The sequence below is a fragment of the Serratia oryzae genome (assembly GCF_001976145.1).
GTDB lineage: Bacteria > Pseudomonadota > Gammaproteobacteria > Enterobacterales > Enterobacteriaceae > Chania > Chania oryzae.
In genome coordinates, this window is sequence record NZ_MOXD01000012.1 from 1 (window position 1) to 23,527 (window position 23,527).

The 23,527-nt window shown below is 54.0% G+C and carries 16 protein-coding genes and 1 pseudogene; 12 read left to right on the forward strand and 5 right to left on the reverse strand.

Going from position 1 to position 23,527, the window contains the following annotated elements; translation table 11 throughout:
• On the forward strand, positions 1-4,741 hold a 4,741-nt coding region (locus tag BMI79_RS18705; protein WP_083704490.1), incomplete at its 5' end, for an autotransporter outer membrane beta-barrel domain-containing protein.
• Between the two features lie 92 nt (positions 4,742-4,833).
• Here BMI79_RS18705 and BMI79_RS18710 read toward each other — a convergent pair.
• The 5 genes and pseudogenes from BMI79_RS18710 to BMI79_RS18720 all read right to left on the reverse strand — a co-directional run bounded on the left by BMI79_RS18710 (position 4,834) and on the right by BMI79_RS18720 (position 9,970).
• Positions 4,834-5,208 (reverse strand): lysozyme inhibitor LprI family protein, encoded by a 375-nt coding sequence (locus tag BMI79_RS18710; RefSeq protein WP_076943616.1) that lies wholly within the window; start codon positions 5,206-5,208, stop codon positions 4,834-4,836.
• Positions 5,209-5,351: 143 nt separating this feature from the next.
• Positions 5,352-5,474 (reverse strand): hypothetical protein, encoded by a 123-nt coding sequence (locus BMI79_RS24420; protein WP_279626682.1) that lies wholly within the window; start codon positions 5,472-5,474, stop codon positions 5,352-5,354.
• Positions 5,450-5,599, reverse strand: a pseudogene (locus BMI79_RS24620) (helix-turn-helix domain-containing protein); the annotation flags it as partial. The gene BMI79_RS24420 and the pseudogene BMI79_RS24620, both read right to left, overlap by 25 nt.
• Positions 5,600-5,804: 205 nt before the next feature.
• Positions 5,805-8,885: an efflux RND transporter permease subunit gene (locus BMI79_RS18715; RefSeq protein ID WP_076943617.1), complete on the reverse strand. Its 3,081-nt coding sequence runs from the start codon at positions 8,883-8,885 to the stop codon at positions 5,805-5,807.
• Positions 8,885-9,970: an efflux RND transporter periplasmic adaptor subunit gene (locus tag BMI79_RS18720; RefSeq protein WP_076943618.1), complete on the reverse strand. Its 1,086-nt coding sequence runs from the start codon at positions 9,968-9,970 to the stop codon at positions 8,885-8,887. Before BMI79_RS18720 ends, BMI79_RS18715 begins: the two co-directional genes overlap by 1 nt.
• Positions 9,971-11,138: 1,168 nt before the next feature.
• On the opposite strand from BMI79_RS18720, the gene BMI79_RS18725 reads away from it, so the two are divergent.
• From BMI79_RS18725 to BMI79_RS18775, 11 genes are all read left to right on the forward strand, one after another.
• On the forward strand, positions 11,139-11,333 hold the full coding sequence (locus BMI79_RS18725; RefSeq protein ID WP_076943619.1) for a DUF4762 family protein: 195 nt from the start codon (positions 11,139-11,141) through the stop codon (positions 11,331-11,333).
• Between the two features lie 206 nt (positions 11,334-11,539).
• Positions 11,540-12,220 carry a DsbA family protein gene (locus BMI79_RS18730; RefSeq protein ID WP_076943620.1) on the forward strand — a complete coding sequence of 227 codons (681 nt, stop codon included), beginning with the start codon at positions 11,540-11,542 and terminating at the stop codon, positions 12,218-12,220.
• Positions 12,220-13,167 (forward strand): lysophospholipid acyltransferase family protein, encoded by a 948-nt coding sequence (locus BMI79_RS18735; RefSeq protein ID WP_076943621.1) that lies wholly within the window; start codon positions 12,220-12,222, stop codon positions 13,165-13,167. Before BMI79_RS18730 ends, BMI79_RS18735 begins: the two co-directional genes overlap by 1 nt.
• 24 nt (positions 13,168-13,191) lie before the next feature.
• Positions 13,192-15,339: a peptidase domain-containing ABC transporter gene (locus BMI79_RS18740; RefSeq protein ID WP_076943622.1), complete on the forward strand. Its 2,148-nt coding sequence runs from the start codon at positions 13,192-13,194 to the stop codon at positions 15,337-15,339.
• Complete coding sequence (locus BMI79_RS18745; protein ID WP_076943727.1) at positions 15,339-16,511, forward strand: efflux RND transporter periplasmic adaptor subunit; 1,173 nt, start codon at positions 15,339-15,341, stop codon at positions 16,509-16,511. Before BMI79_RS18740 ends, BMI79_RS18745 begins: the two co-directional genes overlap by 1 nt.
• The gene (locus BMI79_RS18750) at positions 16,504-18,459 is read left to right on the forward strand and encodes an ABC transporter permease (protein WP_076943623.1); all 1,956 of its coding nucleotides are present in this window, start codon (positions 16,504-16,506) and stop codon (positions 18,457-18,459) included. The genes BMI79_RS18745 and BMI79_RS18750 overlap by 8 nt, the downstream gene beginning before the upstream one ends.
• Positions 18,459-19,862, forward strand: a complete 1,404-nt coding sequence (locus BMI79_RS18755) for an efflux transporter outer membrane subunit (protein WP_076943624.1) — start codon at positions 18,459-18,461, stop codon at positions 19,860-19,862. Before BMI79_RS18750 ends, BMI79_RS18755 begins: the two co-directional genes overlap by 1 nt.
• Entirely contained in the window at positions 19,855-21,105 is a 1,251-nt protein-coding gene (locus tag BMI79_RS18760; protein WP_076943625.1) for a beta-ketoacyl-[acyl-carrier-protein] synthase family protein, read from the forward strand. The genes BMI79_RS18755 and BMI79_RS18760 overlap by 8 nt, the downstream gene beginning before the upstream one ends.
• Before the next feature lie 2 nt (positions 21,106-21,107).
• Positions 21,108-21,911 (forward strand): hotdog family protein, encoded by an 804-nt coding sequence (locus tag BMI79_RS18765; RefSeq protein ID WP_425272360.1) that lies wholly within the window; start codon positions 21,108-21,110, stop codon positions 21,909-21,911.
• A 14-nt stretch (positions 21,912-21,925) separates the two neighbouring features.
• Complete coding sequence (locus tag BMI79_RS18770) at positions 21,926-22,174, forward strand: acyl carrier protein (protein WP_076943627.1); 249 nt, start codon at positions 21,926-21,928, stop codon at positions 22,172-22,174.
• A 4-nt stretch (positions 22,175-22,178) separates the two neighbouring features.
• On the forward strand, positions 22,179-22,913 hold the full coding sequence (locus tag BMI79_RS18775) for an SDR family oxidoreductase (protein ID WP_076943628.1): 735 nt from the start codon (positions 22,179-22,181) through the stop codon (positions 22,911-22,913).
• Positions 22,914-23,527 lie beyond the last annotated feature (614 nt).

Genomic DNA, 23,527 nt, shown 5'->3' on the forward strand with positions numbered 1-23,527 from the left:
GGTGGGGGTAGCTGGAACGCCGGGCACCGAAACGCTGCGCGCCCTGACGCTCGACGGCGGTACGCTGAACTTTACCGGCGGTGCGCCACTGTCTAGCGCCGAGAGCACCATTACAGCTCAGACCCTGACCGCCAACGGCGGCACCATCAATGTGGTGGGCGCGGGTTCCTGGGATAATGTCCTGCCGGTGGTGCCACCGAACCTGTCGATCCTGGATCAGAACCGCGGGGCGTCGGCGATGCAGTTGATCAGCGCGACGACCGCCAGCGGGGCCGATACTCTGACGCTGATGATTAACGGTGTGGTGGTCACACCGGGCCAGGGGGTGGTGTCGGGGATTGATCAGAACGCAGTGCATGTGGCGGATGCGACCTACAGCTACCTGTTGTCCAATACCAACAACCTGAACGCGACGGGCCTGTACCTGAACTATGGCTTGAGCATGCTCAATCTGCTTCAGGACAGCCCCAACGCGCTGGTTATTGCCACCGATACCAGCCCGGATTCCAACAAAAATCTGACTGCGCAACTGACCGGGGTGGGCGGCATCGTGTTTGATGCTACCAACGGTGCGTTGACCGTTACCAATAGCCAGAACAACTACACCGGTAGCACCACGATAAGCGGCGGCGATGTGCTGCTGGGGAGTAACAATGCCTTTGGTGCCACCTCATTGCTGACGGTGGCCAGCGGTGCCAGCCTCAACAGTAACACCTTCAACCAGACGGTAGGTACGCTGACCAACCAGGGCACCGTCACGCTCAATACGGGCGTGCTGACCAGCGGACTGCTGACCAACACCGGTGTGCTTGATCTGGCAGGCGGTACGCTGAACCTGTCGTCAGGTGGCACGTCGGCCGCCCCTGGCGGCTTGACCGGGGCAGGCACGCTGAACGTGAACGGCGGAGATTTAGTGCTGAGCGCGGCCAACGGCGGTCTGTCGGCGGCGACCCATATTACGTCAGGTGCTGCTATTACCGCCGGTGCGGCGAATGCGTTGGGCACCAGCGCGGTGGATGTCGGCGGTACGTTGAATCTGAACGCCGCAGACACTCTCGCCAACGTGTTGAGCGGGGCTGGGACCATCAATACCGATGCGGCGGTGACCCTGAGCGGCAGCAACGCCTTCAGCGGCACCCACGCTATCAATGCGGGCGGCGCTCTGACGGTCAGCGCGGCCAATAACCTGGGCACCTCGGCGGCCCGCGTCAATCTGGCCGATGCCACCTCACAACTGATATTCAGCGGGTTGAGCGGGGATGTGGCCAATACCCTGAGCGGTGTGGCTAATTCGACGGTGACCGTGAATAACGGGGCCACTCTGTCACTGTCCGGTAATAACAGCGGCTTTGCAGGCCAGTTCGGCATTACCGGCAACAGTGCGCTGAGCGTCAGTCAGAACGCCAATTTGGGCACCGCGTCGGTCACGGTTGATGGCGGCAGCCAACTGGTGTTTGCCGGGTTAACCGGCACGCTGAGCAACCAACTAGGCGGGGAAGGCACCTGGTCGCTGTCTAACGGCAGCAACGTGTTGCTGAACAATGCCAATGCCTCGGCCTTTATCGGCACGGTGAGTATCAACGGCGGTTCAGTCCTGAACCTGGACAGCATTGATTGGTTCAACCCTGCCGCCACGGTGGATATTGTGAGCGCCAGCGACACCCTGAACATCAGCAACAACGGTGATTTCACCTTTGATAACCGCCTGTTGGGCGCTGGGGTGTTGAATATCAATACCAACAATAACCTGTTCAGCTTTGGCAGTAACGTGGGGGCCGGGTTCATCGGGCGGGTCAATCTGCAGAACACCCAGTTCCAGTTGTCGAACAACAACACCACGAGCAACAGTAACACGGTATTGAATCTGGAAGCCAACAGCCGCACGTCGGTGGGGGACGGGGTACAGGATATCGGCGCGCTGGAGATGAACGGCGGGACGCTGATTTTCAGCAACATCATTGATAACAGCGGGTTGTTAACCTCGGGCGGTACCGTTGCAGCCAACAGCATCGACACCACCGGGGGCGGCACGGTCAGTGTTAACCTGCCGCCGAACGTCTCTCCGAGCCTGGAGGGGATCAGTACGCTGGCACTGGATACCGGGGCGATTGTGGTGGATCTGGTGAAGGGGGCTGCGACCGGCACCGGGCGTGAACTGACCCTGACAGACGGCAGCAATGCGCCGATCATCCAGGACTATTTTGAAGGCATCACCAACCCGAACAGCAGCGTGGTGGCGGCGATGGGGACCTTTGGTTTTGGTCTGACCACTGGCGATCAGCGTGATGGGTTGTACGTGAACTACAGCCTGAAGAGCATGGATCTGCTGACATCGGGCGATGAGGCGCTGGAACTGGTGGGAACCGCGAGCTTTAACGGCATGTCGGGTAACGAACTCTTTGCGCAAATCACCGGTAGCGGGGATCTGGCGATCACCGAGGCGGATCCGGGCGCGATCATCGTGCTCTCTGGCACCCAGAATGACTACACCGGGGCCACGTGGGTGCGGGCGGGCACGTTGCAACTGAATGCGGATTCGGCCTTGGGGAACACCTCGGAGCTGGCCATCAGCAGCGGTGCGGCGGTAGATATCCACGGACACACGCAAACCGTAGGGGCGTTGAACAGCGCCGTCGACAGCCAACTGGAGCTGGGCGGTGGCACCCTGACGGTGAGTGAAGGCGGTGTGGTTGACGGTGCGTTGGTTGGCACAGGCGATTTGGTACTGAGCAGCGGGACGCTGGCGGTCAATCATAACAACACCGGTTTCAGCGGAACCACCACCCTCGACAGCGGTGCGACGGCGGACGTCACGCAGGCCCAAGGGTTAGGCACCGGTGATGTGGTGGTGAACGGTACGCTGCAACTGGATGGCGCAGCAGGTGGACTGTCAGCAGCCACCCTGGTCAACGCGTTGCAGGGCAGCGGCAATACCGTGCTGAGCGATGGGGCCTCGGTCACCCTAGGGGGGAATAACAGTGCCTATGTGGGCACCTTCACCACCCAGACGGGCACCACCCTGACGGCGACCCAGGGCGATAACTTCGGGGCTGCGTCGGTCCTCAATGCGGGCAGCCTGGTGCTCAATACCGCCGGCTACTGGGATCTGACTACGCCGATCAGCGGCAGTGGCAGCCTGATGAAACAGGGAAGCGGAACCGTCCTCATTGGTAACAGCCCGGTGAGTGCTGGTATGACAACGGTGCAGTCGGGTACGCTGCTGGTGGGTACACCACCGGTGGATGCGCCCGTGCAGCAGGCCGCACCAATGGCCTTTGCCCTGGCGTTACCGACGGCGTCTGCCTCGGTGGGCAGCGCCACGCTGACCAGCGACGTGACGGTGCAGGCCAACGGCACCTTTGGCGGTGATGGTCAGGTGATCGGCAACGTGTCCAACGCCGGGAACCTGGTGGTCGGGCGTGCCGCTACCGGGGGCAGCTACAGTGATTTCATCATCAACGGCAACTACGTGGGCAACGGCGGTAACGTCGCCCTGAATACCGTACTGGCCGGGGACAATGCGGCCACTGACCGGCTGGTGGTGACGGGCAATACCTCCGGCACCAGTACGGTCAGCGTCAGCAATATTGGCGGAGAAGGGGCGAAGAACATCAACGGGATCCAGGTGATTAACGTCGGTGGGGCTTCGAACGGGGTCTTTACCCTGAACGGCCGTGCCCAGGCAGGGGTGTTGGAATACTTCCTCTACCAGGGGACACCGACAGACACGACAGACGGCAACTGGTATCTGCGCTCCAACTATCAGGACAAGGTGGTGACCTACAACCCGGAATCCGGGGCCTTTATCGCCAACATTGCCGCCGCCAACACGTTGTTCAACACCCGGTTGGAGGATTTACACGCCGGGGATAGCCGCGACAGCGGTGATGTGAGCGGCACCGAGACGCGCTCCAGTCTGTGGCTGCGTCAGGTGGGGTCACGCAACAAATTTGAGGATGCGTCCGGCCAACTGTCCAACTCAAGCAATCGCTATGTGGCACAGTTGGGAGGCGAAGTGTGGGATACGCAGTTTACCGGGCAGGATCGCTTCGGGTTAGGGGTGATGGCTGGCTACGGGCGCGCAACCGGCACCACCGATTCGGGGGAAACCAGCTACAAATCCGACAATAGCCTGACCGGGTATACGGTCGGGGTGTACGGCACCTGGTATGCGAATGCTAGTGAACGCCATAGCCCGTATGTGCATGGCTGGCTGCAGTACGAATGGTTCAATGCCTCCGTCAGCAGCAGTGCCTACGACAGCGGTAATTACCATCTGCGCGGCGTCAGCACCTCGCTGGAAGGCGGCTATCCGATTGAAATTTATCAGGGTGAGGAGAATAATACCTATATCACACCGCAGGCGCAGTTGACGCTGAACGGGGCGAAGATGAGCGACCTGCAAAACAACGGCTCTCTGGTGCAGCAGGATGGCAACAACAACCTGCAGACCCGTCTGGGGGCCAAGCTGTCGAACGACACGCTGATGGGGAAAGACAAGTCACGTATTCTGACCACCTATCTGGATCTGAACTGGATCCATAACACCCGCCTGCCGGGCGTAAGTTCAGATGGCCTGGGAGTACAGCAAACCGGCAGCCGTCATCTGATCGAAGTGAAAGTGGGGGCTGAAGGCAAGCTCAGTAACAACCTGAGCGTGTGGGGCAACCTGACCCAGCAGATAGGGCAGAAAGGGTATGATGACAAGGCGGCGATGCTGGGGGTGAAATACAGCTTCTAAGCCTGGTGAGATGTTGATGAGCGCGGGCTGCCTAAGCGGGCAGCCCGCGGTTAACAGGGATAATGATTTGCCGGCTAAGGCACTAGGCCGGATTATTGTTGTTGAGCCAGCTTATTGCTGTCACAACCGGTACTTTTGCACTCACGCTCCACGCTTTTCAGAAAGTTAATCCGGCTTTGCATGGTCTTGTTTGAGCAATCAAGGAACAGACGCGGGCCGTCGCTGCATTCCTGATCCCGGTTTTGCAGCCACTGAATCTGCGATTGTTTCAGCGTCTGTTTTTGCTGCTGATTCAGCAGGCCCATCACTTTCTTGTATTCCACGTTCAATTCCTGATCTAACTGAACCATTTCCAGTGACGCACAGTAGGTTCTGTCATAGGCGTTACGCGGGTTATCACAGCCACCGGCCAGCGCGGCGGCAGAAGCCAACAGCAATGAGCATCCCAAGATTGTTTGTTTGATCACGTTGCACCTCTCCTTTCGTGTTGGAAATGCGTCGGATTGTACAAAAAATAGTTGTAGGGCACAGCTTAATGTTTTGCTCTTAAAGTTTGTCGCAGAGGTTACATTCCGCAGCCAGCATGGGTCATGTTAATCTGATAAGGCTTTCAGTTGCTGTGCAATAAGCGCTCACTCAACGGAATACGGTGAATATCCTCCATTTTCTGCATGGCATGATAGGTAAGGTTCATGTCGGGCAGAGGGTGCATACGATATTCTGTTGGCGTCATGTTGCAGTATTTTTTGAAGGCGATAATTAGGTTTGGGTTCCCTAAAACCGCAAATATGGCTAACTATCGGTAATAGGATAAGAGGTGTCTTTCAATAATTGCCGCGCTTTATTGACTCTGGTTATACCCTTCATACTACAAGTTGCATGTGAGTTGGCTTTGTTACTCGCCCCTCCGGGGCCGCTGCAAGCAGCGTTCAAATGTGCTCCCGGCAAATTTGTCGGCGGCTTACGCCGACCCCTTCGGCTCGCTCCCCCTAATAACGGGCTTTGTCAGCAGTCTGAGCCCTCTTTATGGCTTAAAGAGGGCTTGGGGAAAAAGAAGGGGAAATCAGGCTTCGGTTTCCGCCGTCACCTTGCTTTTGTCGGAATTCATACAGCTGTAGATGACCGGCAACACCAGCAGCGTCAGCACCGTGGCAAAGCCTAGGCCGAACATAATGACTACCGCCATACTCTGGAAGAAGGCATCGCTCAGCAGCGGTGCCAGGCCGAGCACGGTGGTAAAGGCGGTCAGCAGGATCGGGCGTAAACGCGAGGTGGCTGCATCGATAATCGCCTCCAGCATCGGTTTCTCCCGGCGTTGCAGGCCGATCTCTTCCACCAGCACGATCCCGTTACGGATCAGCATACCGCTTAAGCTCAGCAGGCCGATCAGCGCCATAAAGCCAAACGGAATACCGGTGAGCAGGAAGCCTAACGTGACCCCGATCAGCGCCAGTGGGATGGTGAGCCAAATCGCCACGGCGTTTTTCAGTGAGCTGAACATCAGCACGGTGATAATGAACATGATCACAAAGGCGATCGGCAGGCTGGTGAACAGCCCGGCCTGTGCCTCTTTGGTACTTTCATAGTCACCGCCCCATTCCAGCTCATAGCCGCGCGGCAGCGGGATCGCGTCAATCCCCGGTTTGATGCGTTGCAGCAGTTCTGCAGAGGTTTCACCGCTCTGGGTGCTTGGATCTGCCTGCACGGTCAGAGTACGTTTGCGATCCAAACGCATGATTAACGGATCTTCCCACTCGGTCTTGAAGCCGCTGACCACGTTATCGATCGGGATAAACGCCTGGCGTGCCTGGCTCCAGATCATCACGTCGTTCAGCCGTTCGGCATTCAAGCGTTCGGAATCCGGCGTTCTCAGCACAATCGGCATCAGCCGGGTGCCATCGCGGTACAGCCCCACGGTGACGCCGCCAAAGCTCATACGCAATGCGCTGTCGATTTCGCGTTTATCCACTCCCAGCTCACGGCCAAGGTAGTCGGAGAACTGCGGGCGGATCACCTTGCTGCGTTCCTGCCAGTCGTGCATCACGCCATCGGCATTCGGATCTGAACTGGCCACTTTCTCTGCCTTGGCTGCGAGCGTGCGTAGCACGTTCGGATCCGGCCCAATAAAGCGTGCCTCGATCGAGCTGTTGTTGGACGGACCGAACATGATGCGTTTGGCCTGGGCGTTAACCTGCGGGTAATTATCGCGCACGTAGGTTTCGATTTGGCCGATCATCTCCGGGATCTGGTTGAGCTGTTTGGCTCGTACCATCACCTGCGCATAGTTGGAGTATTGCCGCTGTGCGTTATAAGTGAGCATAAAGCGCATGGCGCCCTGGCCCACGGTGACCATGGTATCGCTGACGCTCGGTTGCTCCTTGATATGCTGCTCGATCTGCGCGGCGATCTTCTCGGTGTAGGCGATGTCGGTGCCGTACGGCAGCCAGATGTCGACAAAGAAGATCGGCGTATTGGACGGTGGGAAGAAGCTCTGGCGCACGCTGCCAAAGCCGATCACCGACGCCACCATCAGCGCCGCCAGCACAGTCAGAGTCACGGTTCGTTGGCTCAGCAGTTTGCTCAGCAGGCTGCGATAGACGCGGAACAACCAGCCATCGTAAGGGCTTTTGGCCGACTCACCTTCTTTCGGTTCGGCGATTTTCTGCTTTTCAAACGCCCATTTGGTGAACACCGGCGTCAGGGTCAGCGCGGTGAACCAACTCAGCATCAGTGAGATCAGCAGCACCTGGAACAGTGACTTACAGTATTCCCCGGTGGCGTCGTTGGACAACCCGATCGGAGCAAACGCCAGGATGGCAATGATGGTGGCACCCAGCAACGGGAACATGGTGCGTTTCACCACATTACCAATCGCTTTCAGGGTGCTTTCCCCCTGTTGCCGCCCTACCAGCACGCCTTCGACAATCACGATGGCGTTATCCACCAACATACTCAGGGCGATCACCAGCGCCCCAAGCGACACCCGCTGTAGTTCGATGTTGAACAGTTTCATGATCAACAGCGTGCCAAGCACGTTCAGCGCCAGCGACGCGGCGATCACCAGGCCGCTGCGCACCCCCATGAAGACCAGAAGGGTGCCGACTACGATCAGCAGGGCCAGCAGGAAGTTCATGATAAAGCCGTTTACCGCTCCTTCCACCTCATGAGACTGATCGTAGAAGACGCTGATGTCCATCCCTGCGGGGCGTTCGGCTTCCAACTGGGCCAAACGGGCTTTAACCGCTTCCCCCACTACGATCACGTTGACGTTCGGCGCAAAAGAGACGCCGATGGACAGCGCAGGTTTGCCGTTGGCGCGATAGATATTGTTGGGGGAATGCGTAAAGCCCTGGGTGATGGTGGCGATATCACGCAGGTACACGCTCTTGGCACTGCCCGGTTCGCTGATCAGCAGGTTGCCTAATTCCTGCACGTTGGAAAACTCCCCGGTCGGGTGCAGCCTGATCGACTCACTGCCGACCAGCAGCGCCCCCGCATTGGACACCACGTTTTGCCGGCTCAGCAGATCGAACAACCGCTGCGGGATAATATTGGCGGCGGTCATCTGGGCGCGGGAGATTTCGATCTGCACTTCTTCCGGCACGATACCGACAATGCCGACTTTCCCGACGCCGGGCACCACCACCAGTTCACGGCGCAACAGTTCAGCGAAGTTACGCAGTTCCTGGTTGCTGTAACCTTCCCCAGACAGCGAGAAGAAGTAGCCGTACACATCCCCGAAATCATCATTGACGATCGGCGGGCTGGAGCCAGGAGGCAAACGCAGTGTGGCATCGTTGATACGCCGACGCAGCACGTCCCAGATTTGTGGCAGTTCCGCCGCGCCATATTCAGCGCGAATATTGACGGTGATCTGCGACAGGCCGACGCTCGAGATCGAGGTCACGTTATCGATGTAGGGCAATTCCTGGATGGCGTTTTCCAGCGGCAGGGTTACCTCCTCTTCTACCTGCTGTGCGGAGGCCCCTTCGTAGCGAGTGACCACCACTGCCGTTTTAATGGTAAATGCCGGATCTTCCAGCCTGCCGATGTTGAGAAAAGCGATCACGCCGCCAATGCCCAGCAGCAGGATCGCCAACCAGATACGGGTGCCGTTGTTGATGAAGTTCTCTGTCAGTTTCATCACAGACCTCGCTCACGGACCCAGGCGCGCACTTCTTGATTAGGGCGCAACTCACGGGTACCGGCTGCTACGATCCGTTCACCATCGGCCAGACCGGAAACGATCTGGATACCATTGGCGGTTAATTGCCCGGTTTCCACCCGGCGGGATTCCACGAACAGCTTCCCATCCTTTTCTTTTACTACCCAGACGTGGGGCTGATTACGCGGTGTATTATCCGGATCAAATACCGCCTCTACGGGCACCACAATATTATTGGCCTGCGTGGCGTTAGCCAGGTTACCGAGGTTTATTTTTACGCTACCGCTCATGCCGGAGAGCATCGGCAGGTCTTGTGGGCGTGCCATGCTCAGTGTCATTTGATAGGTCAACGAGCCTGACGTGGTGTTGGTGGTGTGTTCTTTATACTGAGCGGTGAATTCACGGCCCGGTAAATTATTCAGGACGACTCGAGGTTGGTACTTGGCGTTGTCTGCATCAATGATGATGAATAAGTTCTCGGGAATGCTGAAAATAACATCCAGCGAATCCAGTGCGTTCAAGACGGCGATAGGCTGGCCTGCCGGGACCACCTGATAGTTACGCGCATCTACAGACGCAATGATGCCCGCGAAGGGGGCGCGGATTTGCATATCGCTCAACTCTTCCTGAGCAAGCTTCAGCGCGGCCTGGGCGGAATCACGTGCGGCCCGTTGCACATCAAGCTCGGCACGCGGGATCACGTTGCGTGCGCTCAGCGTGGCGAAACGATTGAACTGTGTTTGTGCCAAATCGAAGGTTGCCTGGCGATCTCTGAGGCGCAACCGAGCGTCATTGCTGTTGAGTTCAGCAATCAGTTGCCCTTTACTGACGCGTTCACCTTCACGCACCAGCAACTGTTGCAACTGGCCAGGGCGTTTAAAGGCCAAATAGGTTTTATCACCAGCTACGATCCTGGCGGGAAAGATTCGCTCGCCTTGTTGGGCCGTGTTCATAACATCAAAAATGCTGACCGGACGCGCGCTTTCGTTATTTTCAGGAGTCCCTCTGTCACAGGCGGAAAGGGAAAGTGTGAAAAGCAGAACGGCAACAAGTTTTATATTCACGATGCAATCTCTTCGGATCAGATTTTAAGGGAGCGATGATTTAACGCATTTGCCGGCATACGCTTATGCGCTGCGGTTTATCGCTCGTCTGGGCCTACTCCGGCCCTTATTCACGCACCAGTTGGCGAGAATATAAACGACTCGTGGCATCTGTTCGGATGGGGTAACAGGCAACGAGCTAAGCTTTCAAAAAGGCACAACACCACTACGATAGTCAGGGAACCCACACGATGGACGGATCACACAACCATCACTCCGTCTTCTCATGCACATACGGTTAACAACAATGCCAGCTTCATCCTCCTCTTTATGTTGAACATGACTCTTACGAGAGTAGGCCATAACTACGCCGTGCGCAGAAGAAATCTGTTAGTTCAATCGTCCTTGAGTTGTGCACAAGGTTGCAATCGTTTCCTTCAGTATCAATCACTCGCAGCTTTCATAAGTTTAGTGTGCCTGTGGCAATTGCGATGAAATTATCTTCATGGCAAGTGAATGCACTCTAACTCTTCGTCCAAATGCCGTCGTTTTGGGCCAACAGATACCTTGCGGGCACGCGTGACACATTTGTGGCCCTGTTTATCGAGTTTAAAATGAGAAAATGGTTGAAGTCACTAAAAGATCAGGAACTTTCTTGAGTAAAATGCCTATAAAATAGGGGGGGAACGATCGCCTTAGCTGTTTGGATTCGTCAATCAACAGACAGGTTTTCCCCATACCGGGTAGCAGTCGTATGTTAAGTGGCCCTATTTCCAGAAAAGTACCCACTGGCACCCTGTAGTTTTCCTTTAATACTATAGTGAGAACACTGTAGGTGGATTTTATTTATGAGAAATATCCTGCTGGTATTTTTTAATGCCTATCTTGGCTAATAAGGTTTTATTTTATTTCATTACTTCTAACCTAAGAATTTCTAAGAAATATCCTGCAAAGAGTCATTAAACCTTTTATAAATATCATGTTTTCTTTGAAAAAATTATATTGATCTGCTTCTGGCGTCACGCTATCCTTGGCGCCCATACAAATGGAACGTAAATAAATCACCTCAATACTACGCTTTAATAAAGGCATGACTTTCGTGCCTTTATATCAAGCGTAGATTTGTTCTATCGTTAAGAGGAACAATGCTAGGGTTGGTTTTATTTCACTTTTATATAAGGATGATGTTGTGAAAAAGATTAATTTGTTCGAAGCTAATTCAATCGTTGGCGGTACTTGCGAGACGACTTGTACTGTTCGTTACGTTAAACAATCAGCTACCGTTTGCAACGCAGTAACTACCTGTGTTGACAAAAATGGTAAAGAAATCAGCTCTACCACTGAGCAGACCAACTTCTCTAACTGTGGTGTGATTGTTCCATAAGATCATATTTCCTAAATTTTAGGATATAACTTCAGTGCTGATGCGATAAGATTTTTCGCATCAGCCTGTTTTAAATATGGTGCTTTTAAATGGACAGGGATGTGATTGCTGCTGGCATTATAAGCAGCGCAAACGTGCTAAAAAGACAATGATTGTCCCTCCTGTTATAAGAGCTAATTAATATGCCTTTTTAGGACGTATTGTTTATGTTCAAGAAACCCTTGTATCTCATCGCTTACACCCTTTTTGTGATTGTTATATCCTCTCTGATAACAACCGCTTATTTCCATTATTTTATTCTTAATCAGAGTTCGGGTGATGGTGCAGAGCAGACTAGCCTGCAGGCAGTGAGCGCTCAAGAGGTACAAAACAGTCCAATAAAGGACGATAACAGCATCATCGAGTTATTCTCTTATGCTTGCCATTACTGTTCAATTAACGAAGAAAACGTGGATAAGTTGGAAGCGCGTATGCCGCAGGGTTCCAAATTAATCCGCCTGCACGTTAATGGCGATCAAATGGGGGCATTTTCACATTCAGCACCACTGTTTGCGACGCTGACCGTGATGGGTATTGAGCCGAAATACCGTGAAAGCGCGTATAAAGCCGTTATCAAAGATAAAATTGACCTGAGCAACACACAGAGTCGCGATCGTTGGTTACAGGACAATGGTATTGATCTGATTGCCTATACAAAAGCCAGCCAGTCTCAGCAAGTGAAAGACATGCTGAATTATATGACCGAAGTGTCAAAATATTACAAAATTAATGCTACGCCGACCTTTATCGTTAATAAGAAATGGTTAGCGCAACAGGATCGAGAATTCCCTGAATTTATCGATAAACTGCTGTCGTTGTTACAACATGACAAGCCGCTGGAGCAATAATGCGCTTATTTGCCGTGTGGTTTTATTTGGCGTGGAGAAATTCTCTCACAACAATAGCGCGGAGTTTCAATCCAATCCGCCGTGCACGCGGTAGGGTGATTTGTTGGATGCTGCGGTATGGCGATTATCGTCTATTACTCGGGCTAGCGGCCGTAGGCCGCTGGCTCAAGTTGAGTAATAGGGGTGAGCGACAGCGTGCCTTTGTGGCCGCTGCCAATAAAAGATCTTTGATTGATGACGATCGCCAGGTCGATTTTGTCAAAATCAGCCAGCGCCGTCGCCTGTTGGAACTGGCGGCAACCTTTGGCCAGAATTCACAGGTGATGGCTCAGCTAGAGCGCTGTAAAGCCGAGCTTAACGCGGTGGTTGAACCTTTGCATCAGTCTGGTTCACCCGTGGTGTTGGCTCCGTTGCATATGGTTTCCGATATGTTGGCGGGGTTGGTGGGGGGAGCGGCATATCCTGGTAAAGCGACGGTGATAGTGTCTGCCAGCATCGAGATTTATAACGAAAAATTTCGGCAGCGCGGGGGGGTCGATCTCTCTTACTGCTCTATTCATGATGATAATCGTGCGATTGCTGGCAATTTAATGACGGCAATTATGGAAGCCACCGAACACCAGCGCAATATTATGATATTTCCGGATATTACTCCGGATTACACCGTAAACGCCAGTAAGGCCGAGACCGCAAAATTACACTGTAGATTATTTGATCGCCCAGCCAATGTGCACAGCGGGGTGATCCGAATTGCTAGAGCGCTGTCGGCTCAGGTGGTTTTTTATTATTTGTATTATGACAAAGAAATAAAAATTCATATTTATCCGCCAGTACCAGCCCGCAAACTGAAAGCGGAGTTGCCCGAAATTATTGAAGCGTCCATCACCCGGCACCCGGAAGACTGGCTGCTTTGGCACTCACATTCGTTATTTTTTATCAATGAATAACCTGGAAATTTAAGAAGTCAGATCATGGAAAAGATAATCCCGACGCTGGTTTTTCAAGGCGAAACGAATGAATGTGGGTTGGCCTGTATCTCCATGATGGCCGAGACGCAGGGTATTAGTGCGCCGCTGGAAAGTTTGCGTGAACGCTATCCTGCTTCACAACATGGCACTTCGTTGGCCACGCTGTGTACCATTATGTCTGAATTGGCGATGCCTGCTTATCCGGTGGCCTTTGAACATGATGAACTGGCCGAGTTACCGCTGCCAGCCATTCTGCATTACGGTGCCAGCCACTATGTATTGCTGGCTTATCGTAAAGGGAATTACGTCTGCGTAATGAACCCGGCGATTGGTCAGCAATTGCTGCCGATAGAGTCTTTAAAACGGGAAATCAGCGGCTATGCGTTGGTATTGGATGGCGAAACGCAGGCCGATCCCCAGGCACTGGCCAACGTGAAGCGCAGCAAGGGCTCGCGCGCCATGGAGTGCATGAGCCTGAAAGAAACCGCAAGTATCCCTGGTATTTACCGCCTAATGGTGCTGGCGTTTCTGATTTCACTAACCCTGTTCATTATGCCGACGATGGTCAGTAGCGCCATTAATAAAGTGTTCTCCTCGGCGGGTGAAACTGATTTCCCGTATTTCTACTTCCTGCTGGCGTTTGTGGTGTCGACCACGCTGGCATTTGCCGTGCGCTGGATCACCGAGCGGTTTATCAAACGCTTTGTGGTGGTGAACAGCGTGGCGGGTTTCTCGCGTTTACTGAGTAATTCGCTGAACTTTTTCGATAAACGTGCGCCGGGTGAGGTATTCAGCCGTTTTGCCAACTGGCAAATGGCCTCGGGGATCAAGATTGAGTTGGATAACGGCCTGCGTACCGACTGGATCATTGGCGCGATCGCACTGGCGGTGATGTGTTACATGAGCCCGCTGCTAGCGATGGTGTCGGGGATTGGCGTTACGCTGATGGGGTTGGTCAGCGTCTGGGCAATCTATCGCGATCGTTTCTACACGCAGCAGATGCAGGTCAAAACGGCCGAGCAGAGCGATTTTATTCTGGAAAGTATCCAGGGGTTTTCCACCATCAAATCGGCCGGCCTGGATAGCCAGCGCAAGAGCCTATTTGCCAAGTATGCCCTGTCATTGTTTACCTGCCGTCAGCAGCAGAAGGTTTATGAGCAGGTGAAAAGCAGCCTGTATCAGATGATTGGCAGCCTGGAGATGGTTTGCTTTATGTTCCTGGCATTACCGCTGCTGAAAAACGGCTCGATTACGCTGGGTGAGTTCTTTGCCTATAGCTTTGTGCGTGAGATTTTTACTTCGTACATCACCAAAATCTTCTATGCCATTCTGCAGAAAAACCAGCTTCATGTGATCGACACCCGTGCACGTGACCTTTTCCCGCCGTTGCCAGAGCGCAATGAAGCGGATGATGCTATTCCTGCACCGAGCCCAGCGTTCACCGCGCAGTTGCGTTATCACAATATTGCTTTTGCCTATGATGCCCAACAGCCGGTGTTGCAGGATCTCTCGCTGTCGCTGAAACCCGGCCAAAGCATTGCCATAGTCGGTGAATCTGGTGCAGGCAAAAGTACCCTGCTGAAAGTGATGACTGGCCTGATGGCTCCGCAGCAAGGTGAGGTGATTGTGGATGGCAAGCCGGTCGATTATCGCCAGGTCTATTCCCTGTTCTTCCTGCAGAGTCAGGAGGACATTCTGTTCAATGCTTCGGTGTTGCAGAACATCACGCTGTTTGATGAGGGGTTTGATGAACATAAACTGCGGCGGATTGAGCATTCTCTCAAGGGCTTGAACCTGACCCCGGTGGTGGAGAAACTGCCGGGTGGCCTGAATGCCCTGATCCGTGAAAGCCATGCTGGGCTGTCATTAGGCCAGCGTCAGCGCCTGCTGTTGGCTCGCGCGATGTATAGCGATTGTCCGGTTCTGGTGTTAGATGAACCTACCGCCAATCTGGATGAAGACACGGCACATCGGGTGATGACCACCCTGCTAGCGCACTGTCGCGAATATCATAAAACGCTGATCACCGTTACCCACAGTGAAAGTGTACTGCCGATGTTCGATCGTGTTTACCGTATGTCCAGCGGGCGTATGGAGCCTGTTTCTGCGGAGTTTGAGCCTCAACCTACTCTGACGGCGGCGGTGTGCTGATGAAAACGCCAAGTCAAATAAAAATGCGGATGCTGTTGTTGATGGGCCTGCTGGTGGCTGCGGCGCTGGTCGGCGCGGCGATTTGGTATTTCAGCGCACCTAAGCAGACTCAGGTACTCAATACCGCGGTGGTGACACAAGGTGATATAGAGAAGACCGTGCTAGCTACCGGCGTCCTGAAACCGGCACTGCAGGTGAGCGTCGGTGCACAGGTTAACGGGCAGTTGACCAAGCTGTATGTGAAACAGGGCGATCGCGTTACCCGCGGGCAGTTGCTGGCGGAGATCGATCCTACGTTACAACAGAATGAATTACGTAAATCAGAAGCGGCACTGCAAAGCGCTCAGGCACAGAAACAGGTCACGCAGGCAACGCTGCGTCAGTATCAGCAAGAGCTTAATCGCCAACTGCGGCTGGATCGTGACAGGTCTGGTGTTAAAAGCGATCTGGAAAAGGCGCAGGCTTTGTACCAGACGCAGGTAGCACAGTTAAAAGTTAACGAAGCACAGATTGTGCAGGCTGAGATGGCACTGGAAACGGCTAAAGCCAACCTGGGTTTCACCCGTATTGTGGCCCCTATCGACGGTGAAGTGCTGGGGATTGTCACCAAGGAAGGGCAGACCATCGTGTCATCGCAAACCGTGCCGACCATTCTGGTGCTGGCGAATCTCGATACCATGACGGTCCACACCCGCATTTCTGAAACCGATATCCTCAAAGTACGCGTTGGACAGCCGCTGTGGTTTTACGTGGTGGCCGATCCCAAACAGCGTTATGACAGCGTCATGGGCTCGATTCAGGAAGCACCAAACGATGCTTTGCAGGAAAACAATTTATCGACATCGACGAATCAGCAGCCTTCAGCGGTCTATTACAATGGCGTTTTTGCTATTGCTAATCCTGAGCGCCTATTGCGTACCTCAATGACTGCGCAGGTATTTATCATTACCGAGCAGGCGAAAAATGCCTTGCGCATACCGGTTGCCGCGTTGGGTGCGCAGCAGGATAAAGATCGTTACCAGGTACAGGTGATGGAAGGGGATCAACCGGTGTCACGCTGGATCCGCGTAGGAGCCAACGACAGCCAGTTTGTGGAAGTTAAAGAAGGGCTGAAAGTGGGTGAGCGCGTGGTATTACCGCAACACTCAGTCGGGGGCACAGGTCATGGCTGATCAGCGCTCTCCATTGATTGAGCTGCGCGGCATCTCACGCCACTTTGTCTCCGGGTTACAGACGGTCGCGGTACTGAAGAATATTTCTCTGACTATCCAATGTGGCGAAATGGTGGCGATCATCGGCGCTTCTGGTTCGGGAAAATCCACGCTGATGAACATCATTGGCTGCCTGGACAAGCCGACAGAAGGTGAGATGCGCATCAAGGGTATCTCAACGCAGTTGGCCAGCAGTGAGCAACTGGCGCAATTAAGAAGCCAGTACATCGGATTTATTTTTCAGCGTTATCACCTGATGCCTTACCTGAGCGCCGCTGAAAACGTAGCTATTCCGGCACTGTACACGGCGATGCCCTCCGCAGAGCGGCAGACGCGTGCGGAGTACCTGCTGACCCGGCTCGGACTGCAACAGCGCATGGAGTACAAACCGGCACAGCTTTCAGGTGGGCAACAGCAACGCGTCAGTATTGCCCGTGCGCTGATGAATGGGGCTGAAATCATTCTGGCCGATGAGCCGACCGGTGCGCTTGATAAGGCCAGTGGTCAGGAACTGATGGGGATCCTGCATTCGCTGCATCATTCCGGCCACACCATTATTATCGTTACCCACGATCGCGACGTTGCCAATCAGGCGCAACGGATTATTGAAATCAGCGATGGTGAAATTATTGCCGACAGGCACAACGAAGCCGTACCGCCACAGGACGCCAAACCGGCGATGCCGGTGGCCGCAGCCACTGGGCGTGCGCTGTTCTGGCAGAGCGTCAAAGAGGCGGTCAAGATGGCTTGGCGGGCGCTGCTTGGGCACCGGGTGCGGGCCTTTTTGTCGATGCTGGGCATTATTATCGGCATTTCTTCTGTCGTATCGTCCATGGCCGTCGGCGAAGGTGCCCGGCAAAGTATTCTGGAACAAATCAGCCAACTTGGTACCAGCACGCTGGAGATCCGCCCTGGTTTGGGTTGGGATAAACCCCGCCCTGATTTTGCCCGCTCTCTGAAGCTCTCGGACGTTGAGCTGTTGGCGCGTCAGCCCTATGTTGACAGCGTTTCCCCGGTGATCAGCAACACCGTGATGGCCGTGCGCGGGGGTAAAGAGGTGTATGTATCGCTCTCCGGCATCAGTGACGCCTATTTCCGCGTGCGTGGCCTGCGCTTTCTTTCCGGTAACAGCTTTACCCAGCAGGATCTCGATGAACGGGAGCCGGTGGTCATCATCGATCCCGAATTGCGCTCAACGCTGTTTGCAAAAAATGAACAGCCGGAAGGGGAGATTATTCAGCTTGCCGGCGCACCCTATCGGGTTGGCGGCGTCGCTGAACCTAAAGGGGGCAAATTCAGCGGTATGATGCTGGGGGCGTGGATGCCCTACACCTCATTATTGGAACGTATGTCTGGCAATATGCCGCTTGAATCGATCACCCTGCGTTTACGTGACGGTTTCTCGCTGAGTGAAGCACAAACTGACGTGGAACGCTTGCTGGAGCAGGCGCATGGTCAGCGTGATTTCTTCACTCAGACCAACGATCAGATGACTGAGACCATGCGCAAAGCGTCGGATTCAATGTCGCTGCTGATTACCGCCATTGCGGGCATCTCGCTGCTGGTGGGCGGGGTCGGCGTGATGAACATCATGCTGGTTTCGGTTACCGAGCGGACTCATGAGATCGGTATTCGTCTTTCCGTTGGCGCGCGCCCGGCTGACATTATGCGTCAGTTCCTGATTGAAGCCATGGTGATCTGCTCGCTGGGCGGGATGATTGGCATCATTGGTTCCGGGATCGCCGGATTGATTTTTGCCCAGGTTACGCAGCAATTCACCATGATTTTCACCTGGCCACCCATCGTGCTCGCCTGCGGATTTTCTGCGCTGATCGGCCTGGGGTTCGGCTTTTTCCCTGCGCGCAACGCGGCGCGTCTTCACCCGACGGAGGCGCTGGCGCGCGAGTAATGATGAATAAAATTTCTCTAGCCATAACGATCTCACTCTTGCTGACCGGCTGCGGCTCCTTAGTGAAAAGTGATTATCAACAGCCAATGTTGTCGGTACCAAAGCAGTGGCGGGTGCAAGACACCGGTTCGGGTTTTCTTAAGCACACCGATCACTGGTGGGATAACTTCAACGATCCGCAGCTCTCGATGCTGATCGGCCGGGTGCTGACCAGCAACAACGATCTGGCGATCGCCGGTTTGCAACTGCGGCAGGCGCGCTTGGCCGCCGGGTTGACCAACACCAACCTGACGCCGAATGTTGCGGTAAATGGCGGTGCCAGCAACACCAAGAATCTGCGGGAAAACCGGGAGCCTGTGGAGGCTTACAGTGCTTCGGTTGGCCTGAGTTATGAGCTGGATCTGTGGGGGAAACTGGCACGTGCGCGTGAACAGGCCGAATGGCTGGTCAAAGCATCAGAACAGGACCGGCAGAACACGGCGTTAACGCTGATTGGTACCACCGCACAGCTTTACTGGCAGATTGCCAACGTTAATCAGCAGATAGTGCATCAGCAGGCGGGCCTGGAGATTGGCAAGCAAACGCTGGAGATCGTGCAGTCACGCTATGCGGCCGGTAGCGCCGGGCAGATCGAGCTGTTACAGGCGCAGCAGTTGCTGCTCGATCGTCAAAACCAATACCAGAACCTGCTGCAACAGCGCGAAGCGGCACGCAACGCCATGGCGATCCTGTTCAACCGTTCACCGAACGATCGTCAGCCTGAGCGGGCGTCATTGGATGTCACGCAAAACGTCCCGATCGCCCAGATGCTGCCGCTGGACGTGATCTCCCGCCGCCCAGACGTTCAAGCTGCCGAGGCTCGTTTGCGTGCGACCTTGGCCGGTTCCGACGTTGAACGCCTGAGCTTCTACCCGACGCTGTCGCTGAGTGCCACGCTGGGCGCGGGCAGCGCTATCTTCCAGCAGTGGTTCAGTAACCCGTACCGAACGCTGGGCACTAATGCCGCACTGCCGTTTGTGCAGTGGAATACGGTGCAGTTGACCATCGAGAAATCGGATCTGGACGTGCAGCAGGCGGCGATCACGTTTCGTAGCAAGGTCTACAACGCCCTGTCGGATGTGGATAACGCCATGACGCAGCGCCTGAGTTATCAACAACAGCGCGCTAATCAGCAACAGAATCTGCAGCTTGCTGAGCAGCGTTGGGCGTTGGCGAAAAGCCAATATGAAGCGGGAGCTATTTCCTTCCAGGCACTCCTGGATGCTGAAGATGCCCTGCTGAACAGCAAAATCAATCTGTCGCAACTGCAGTACAACTACCTCAACGCCACCATGACGCTGTGGTTGGCATTGGGCGGCGGCGTGGAAAAAGACAATGATAGGAAAGGAATAAATCATGAATAGTAACGCGTTGCCACGTCGTGTAGTGGTTACCGGATATGGCGCAGTGACTCCCATGGGGATGAATGCGGCGCAAAGTTGGGCGGCAATGATGGACTATCAGGTCGGTTACCGTCATATCGATAAATCCCAGGCCGGGATCCAGTCATGTTTCATGGGGCTGATTGATGACGAGCCTAACCTGAAAGGGATCCCCGCCGCGATCCGCCGCCGCCTGCCACGCTTTGCCCGCCTGGTGCTGGGGGCCGCACGTGAAGCGATGGAGATGGCGTTTAACAGCGCGAGCCCGGCGGATTATTACGATCTGCTGGATTGTGGCACCATCATCGGCAGCGGCTGGGCCGGCCAGGATGAAACGATCGTGAATTATGATTCTTACCTCAGTACCGGGTTGGGATCGCCGTTTGGCTGTTTCCTGAGTATGCCGAACGTCGCCACGGCGGCCTGTAGCCTTTACTGGGGCCTACGTGGTTACCAAAACTCCCCGATTGCAGCCTGCGCCACGGGTACTATCGCCATTGGCGATGCCTTTGAAGTGATCCGCAGCGGGCGGGCTTCCATGATGCTGGCCGGGGCTGGTGAGTCTTTACGTGCTGACCTTACGGTTTGGAACATTGATGTCTTGCGTGCGTTGGCACGTGAACAGGAAGATATCAAAAAGGCCTGCTGCCCATTCAGCCTTGATCGTAACGGTTTCGTGCTGTCTGAAGGTGCAGCCGTACTGTGCCTGGAAGAGCGTGAAGCGGCATTGGCGCGCGGTGCGACCATTCTGGGTGAGATCAAAGGGTATGGTAACTATTCTGACGCCTTCGATTTCACTGCACCTGCTGACGACAAGATTGCCAGAGTAAAAACCATTCAGTATGCGTTGAAACAGGCTGGCTTGGCGGCTACCGAGATTGACTACATCAATGCGCATGGCACCTCAACGCCGCTTAACGATCTGAACGAAACCGAAGCGATCAAGCTCGCATTAGGTGAAGCGGCTTATTCCACACCGCTTTCCAGCACCAAATCCTACTCTGGGCACCTGATCGCTGCCGCAGGCAGTTTTGAGTCCATCATTTGCCTGCAGGCATTACAGCATCAGCTGATGCCAGCCACTTGCCACCTGAACAATCCCGATCCGGCCTGCGATCTGGATTACATCAGCGAAGGACATCGCCCGGCTAAGTTGCAGAATACGTTGAATCTGAGTTTTGGTTTTGGCGGTGCCAATGCCGCCCTAGTGATCGGGCAGGCATGAGCATGATCCTCAACTATAGCGTGCGTGATGCAGAAGAGTGGGCGGCCTTTTCCGGGGATTACAACCCGATCCATTTTGACCTGCAGTACGTGCGCAACATGGGGGCTGAGCAGTTAAGCGTCCACGGCATGCGCGCCATGCTGGATATGAAACGGCACCTGAGCGCTGCGCTGCTTGCGGCAACGCCAAAGGAAGATTTTTATAGCTTCAGCACGCGTCTGCGTCACCCGGTGCTTTGCCATACCCCCTACCAGTTACAGATTACGGAGAAGGGGTCGCAGGTCACCGGCAAGTTGCTTGACAGTGCCACACAGGAAATCTGTTTCAGCAGTAAGTTGACGGCGGCTCAGCCGTTGGTGCAGGTGAACGGTGGGCAGGAACATCGGTTAGCGTTGGCAGAGGTGATGGCGCTTAGTCAGCAATTCCCAGGGGATGCGGCAGACGCTGCTCAAACCTGGGGGTTCTTCGATGCGTTGCTGTTCCAACTGGTAGTGAAGTCACCCGAAACCTTGGCGATGGTGACAGAGACATTGCCAGAGCTGGCTGCGGCAACGCTGATCGAGGTGTTTGCCCAGATCCCGGTAGTGCAGACGCATCATGAAACCCACTTCAGCGCGAAATTATTGAGCCCAGATGCGCATTTTCACCTGGTGGATCATTTGGATTATGCCATTCAGCCGATGTTAATCGTGGGCAATCGAGAAAGCGGTTTTGTATTACGCACCGAGATCCAGGCCAGAGTGCAACAGCAGCCGCTGATAACGACCGCAGTCACATTGAAAACATGGCCGTTGGCCGGTAATTAAATAAGGATATAAAAATGGAAAAGTACGAACAGGTTTACAGCACCGTTTGCGAAATGATTTGTGATGCGAAAGATCTGGAGATGTCCGATTTATCGCCAGAAATGCCTCTGCACCAACTGAAGCTGGATAGCCTGGACTATGTTGAATTGATGGTGTTGGCCAAGCGTGAGTTTGGTGTGACGCTCACCGCTGAAATGTTTATCGATAAGCCGGAAATGACGCTGGGCGAACTGTGTCAATATTTGGTAGAGCAGCAAGACTAACGCTATGACTAAACAATGGGTATTGGTTACCGGCGGCAGCCGGGGCATTGGCCGTGCGCTGGTGGAAGAGTTGGCCAAACAGTGGAATGTGGTATTTACCTGCCGCAGTAGCCAGGCGCAGAGTGCTGAGGTGATTGAAGCCTGCGCCGGTTTACCCGGCTGGGTAGAAAGTTGCGTCTGTGATGGCAGTGATGAAGAGGCCGTTAATCGGGTTGCTCCCGAGCTGCTGGCGCGTTTGGGCGCGCCTTTTGCGGTGATCCATAATGCGGGTATTACGCTGGATGGTTTGCATATTCAGCAAAACGGCGACAACTGGCGGCAGGTGATAGATACCAACCTGAACGCCATATTCTATTGGAACCGGCAACTGTTGCCAGCCATGTTGGCGCAGGGGGAGGGGGCATTGGTCTTAATGTCTTCTGTCTCGGGTATCAAAGGCAACATTGGGCAAACGGCCTATGCTGCCACCAAGGCGGCGATGATTGGCATGGGCAAATCGTTGGCGCTGGAAGTGGCACGCTTTGGTATCAGGGTCAATTGCCTGCTGCCGGGTATTATTGAAAGCGACATGACGGATGCGATCCCCGCCGAGGCATTGAAAGCGCTGCGCAAGCAAATTCCACTGCGTCGTTTGGGTAAAGCCAATGAGGTGGCTCGCGCGGCGGTGTTTATGATTGGTGATGACAGCCGTTATATGACCGGGCAAACCCTGGTGCTTGATGGCGGTTTAACCGTCTGAGATCGTGTTTTACTCAGGTTCTAAATAATTCGAGTTGTATGCAGGTGGCTGCAGCATTCCCGATGGGACGAGCAATGCAGCCAACACCCATACAGCTCGAAGTATGACTCGCCTATTGCTGTATTGGGGGGATCTCACCGTCCCTCTCTTCTTTTTTAATCTCGTCTATTCCGATAGCCAACAAATTCTGCGGTGCTCACTGCCAATATCTTGCTATGGGTAAGCATGGCCGCATTGATATTTTTCACTGATGAATGAAAGTTTTTTAATTGCGGGATTTTTCTTGTTTATAAACAAGCTTAATCCCGTAAACTATTGTTAATGCATTAATGGTTGTTCATAATGAATTGGTTTTTATTGTTATTTTTAATTTGTCTTTTTTTATGGGTTGTCGTTTTCATTGGGATTGTTCTTGCCTTGTTTTTTCGATATTTATACTTTGATTTTTTGAGTTAAACGTTATTTGTCAGTAAATTGAATTTTCGCTGCTTTGTTTTTTATTTATTGATTTTATTGTGTTTTTATCATGCCAGTGGATTTTTGTTGTTTTTTTATGCAGAGTAATGTCGATTAGGATTGGGTTAATTAAAGCATAATATATTTAAAATCCTGCT

Excerpts from the sequence above, each read along its gene's own strand:
- BMI79_RS24420 (WP_279626682.1), bottom strand. The coding sequence starts at position 5,474 with ATGACGCCAACAGAATATCGTATGCACCCTCTGCCCGACATGAACCTT.
- BMI79_RS18715 (WP_076943617.1), bottom strand. The coding sequence starts at position 8,885 with ATGAAACTGACAGAGAACTTCATCAACAACGGCACCCGTATCTGGTTG.
- BMI79_RS18730 (WP_076943620.1), top strand. The coding sequence starts at position 11,540 with ATGTTCAAGAAACCCTTGTATCTCATCGCTTACACCCTTTTTGTGATT.
- BMI79_RS18735 (WP_076943621.1), top strand. The coding sequence starts at position 12,220 with ATGCGCTTATTTGCCGTGTGGTTTTATTTGGCGTGGAGAAATTCTCTC.
- BMI79_RS18740 (WP_076943622.1), top strand. The coding sequence starts at position 13,192 with ATGGAAAAGATAATCCCGACGCTGGTTTTTCAAGGCGAAACGAATGAA.
- BMI79_RS18745 (WP_076943727.1), top strand. The coding sequence starts at position 15,339 with ATGAAAACGCCAAGTCAAATAAAAATGCGGATGCTGTTGTTGATGGGC.
- BMI79_RS18750 (WP_076943623.1), top strand. The coding sequence starts at position 16,504 with ATGGCTGATCAGCGCTCTCCATTGATTGAGCTGCGCGGCATCTCACGC.
- BMI79_RS18755 (WP_076943624.1), top strand. The coding sequence starts at position 18,459 with ATGATGAATAAAATTTCTCTAGCCATAACGATCTCACTCTTGCTGACC.
- BMI79_RS18760 (WP_076943625.1), top strand. The coding sequence starts at position 19,855 with ATGAATAGTAACGCGTTGCCACGTCGTGTAGTGGTTACCGGATATGGC.
- BMI79_RS18765 (WP_425272360.1), top strand. The coding sequence starts at position 21,108 with ATGATCCTCAACTATAGCGTGCGTGATGCAGAAGAGTGGGCGGCCTTT.
- BMI79_RS18770 (WP_076943627.1), top strand. The coding sequence starts at position 21,926 with ATGGAAAAGTACGAACAGGTTTACAGCACCGTTTGCGAAATGATTTGT.
- BMI79_RS18775 (WP_076943628.1), top strand. The coding sequence starts at position 22,179 with ATGACTAAACAATGGGTATTGGTTACCGGCGGCAGCCGGGGCATTGGC.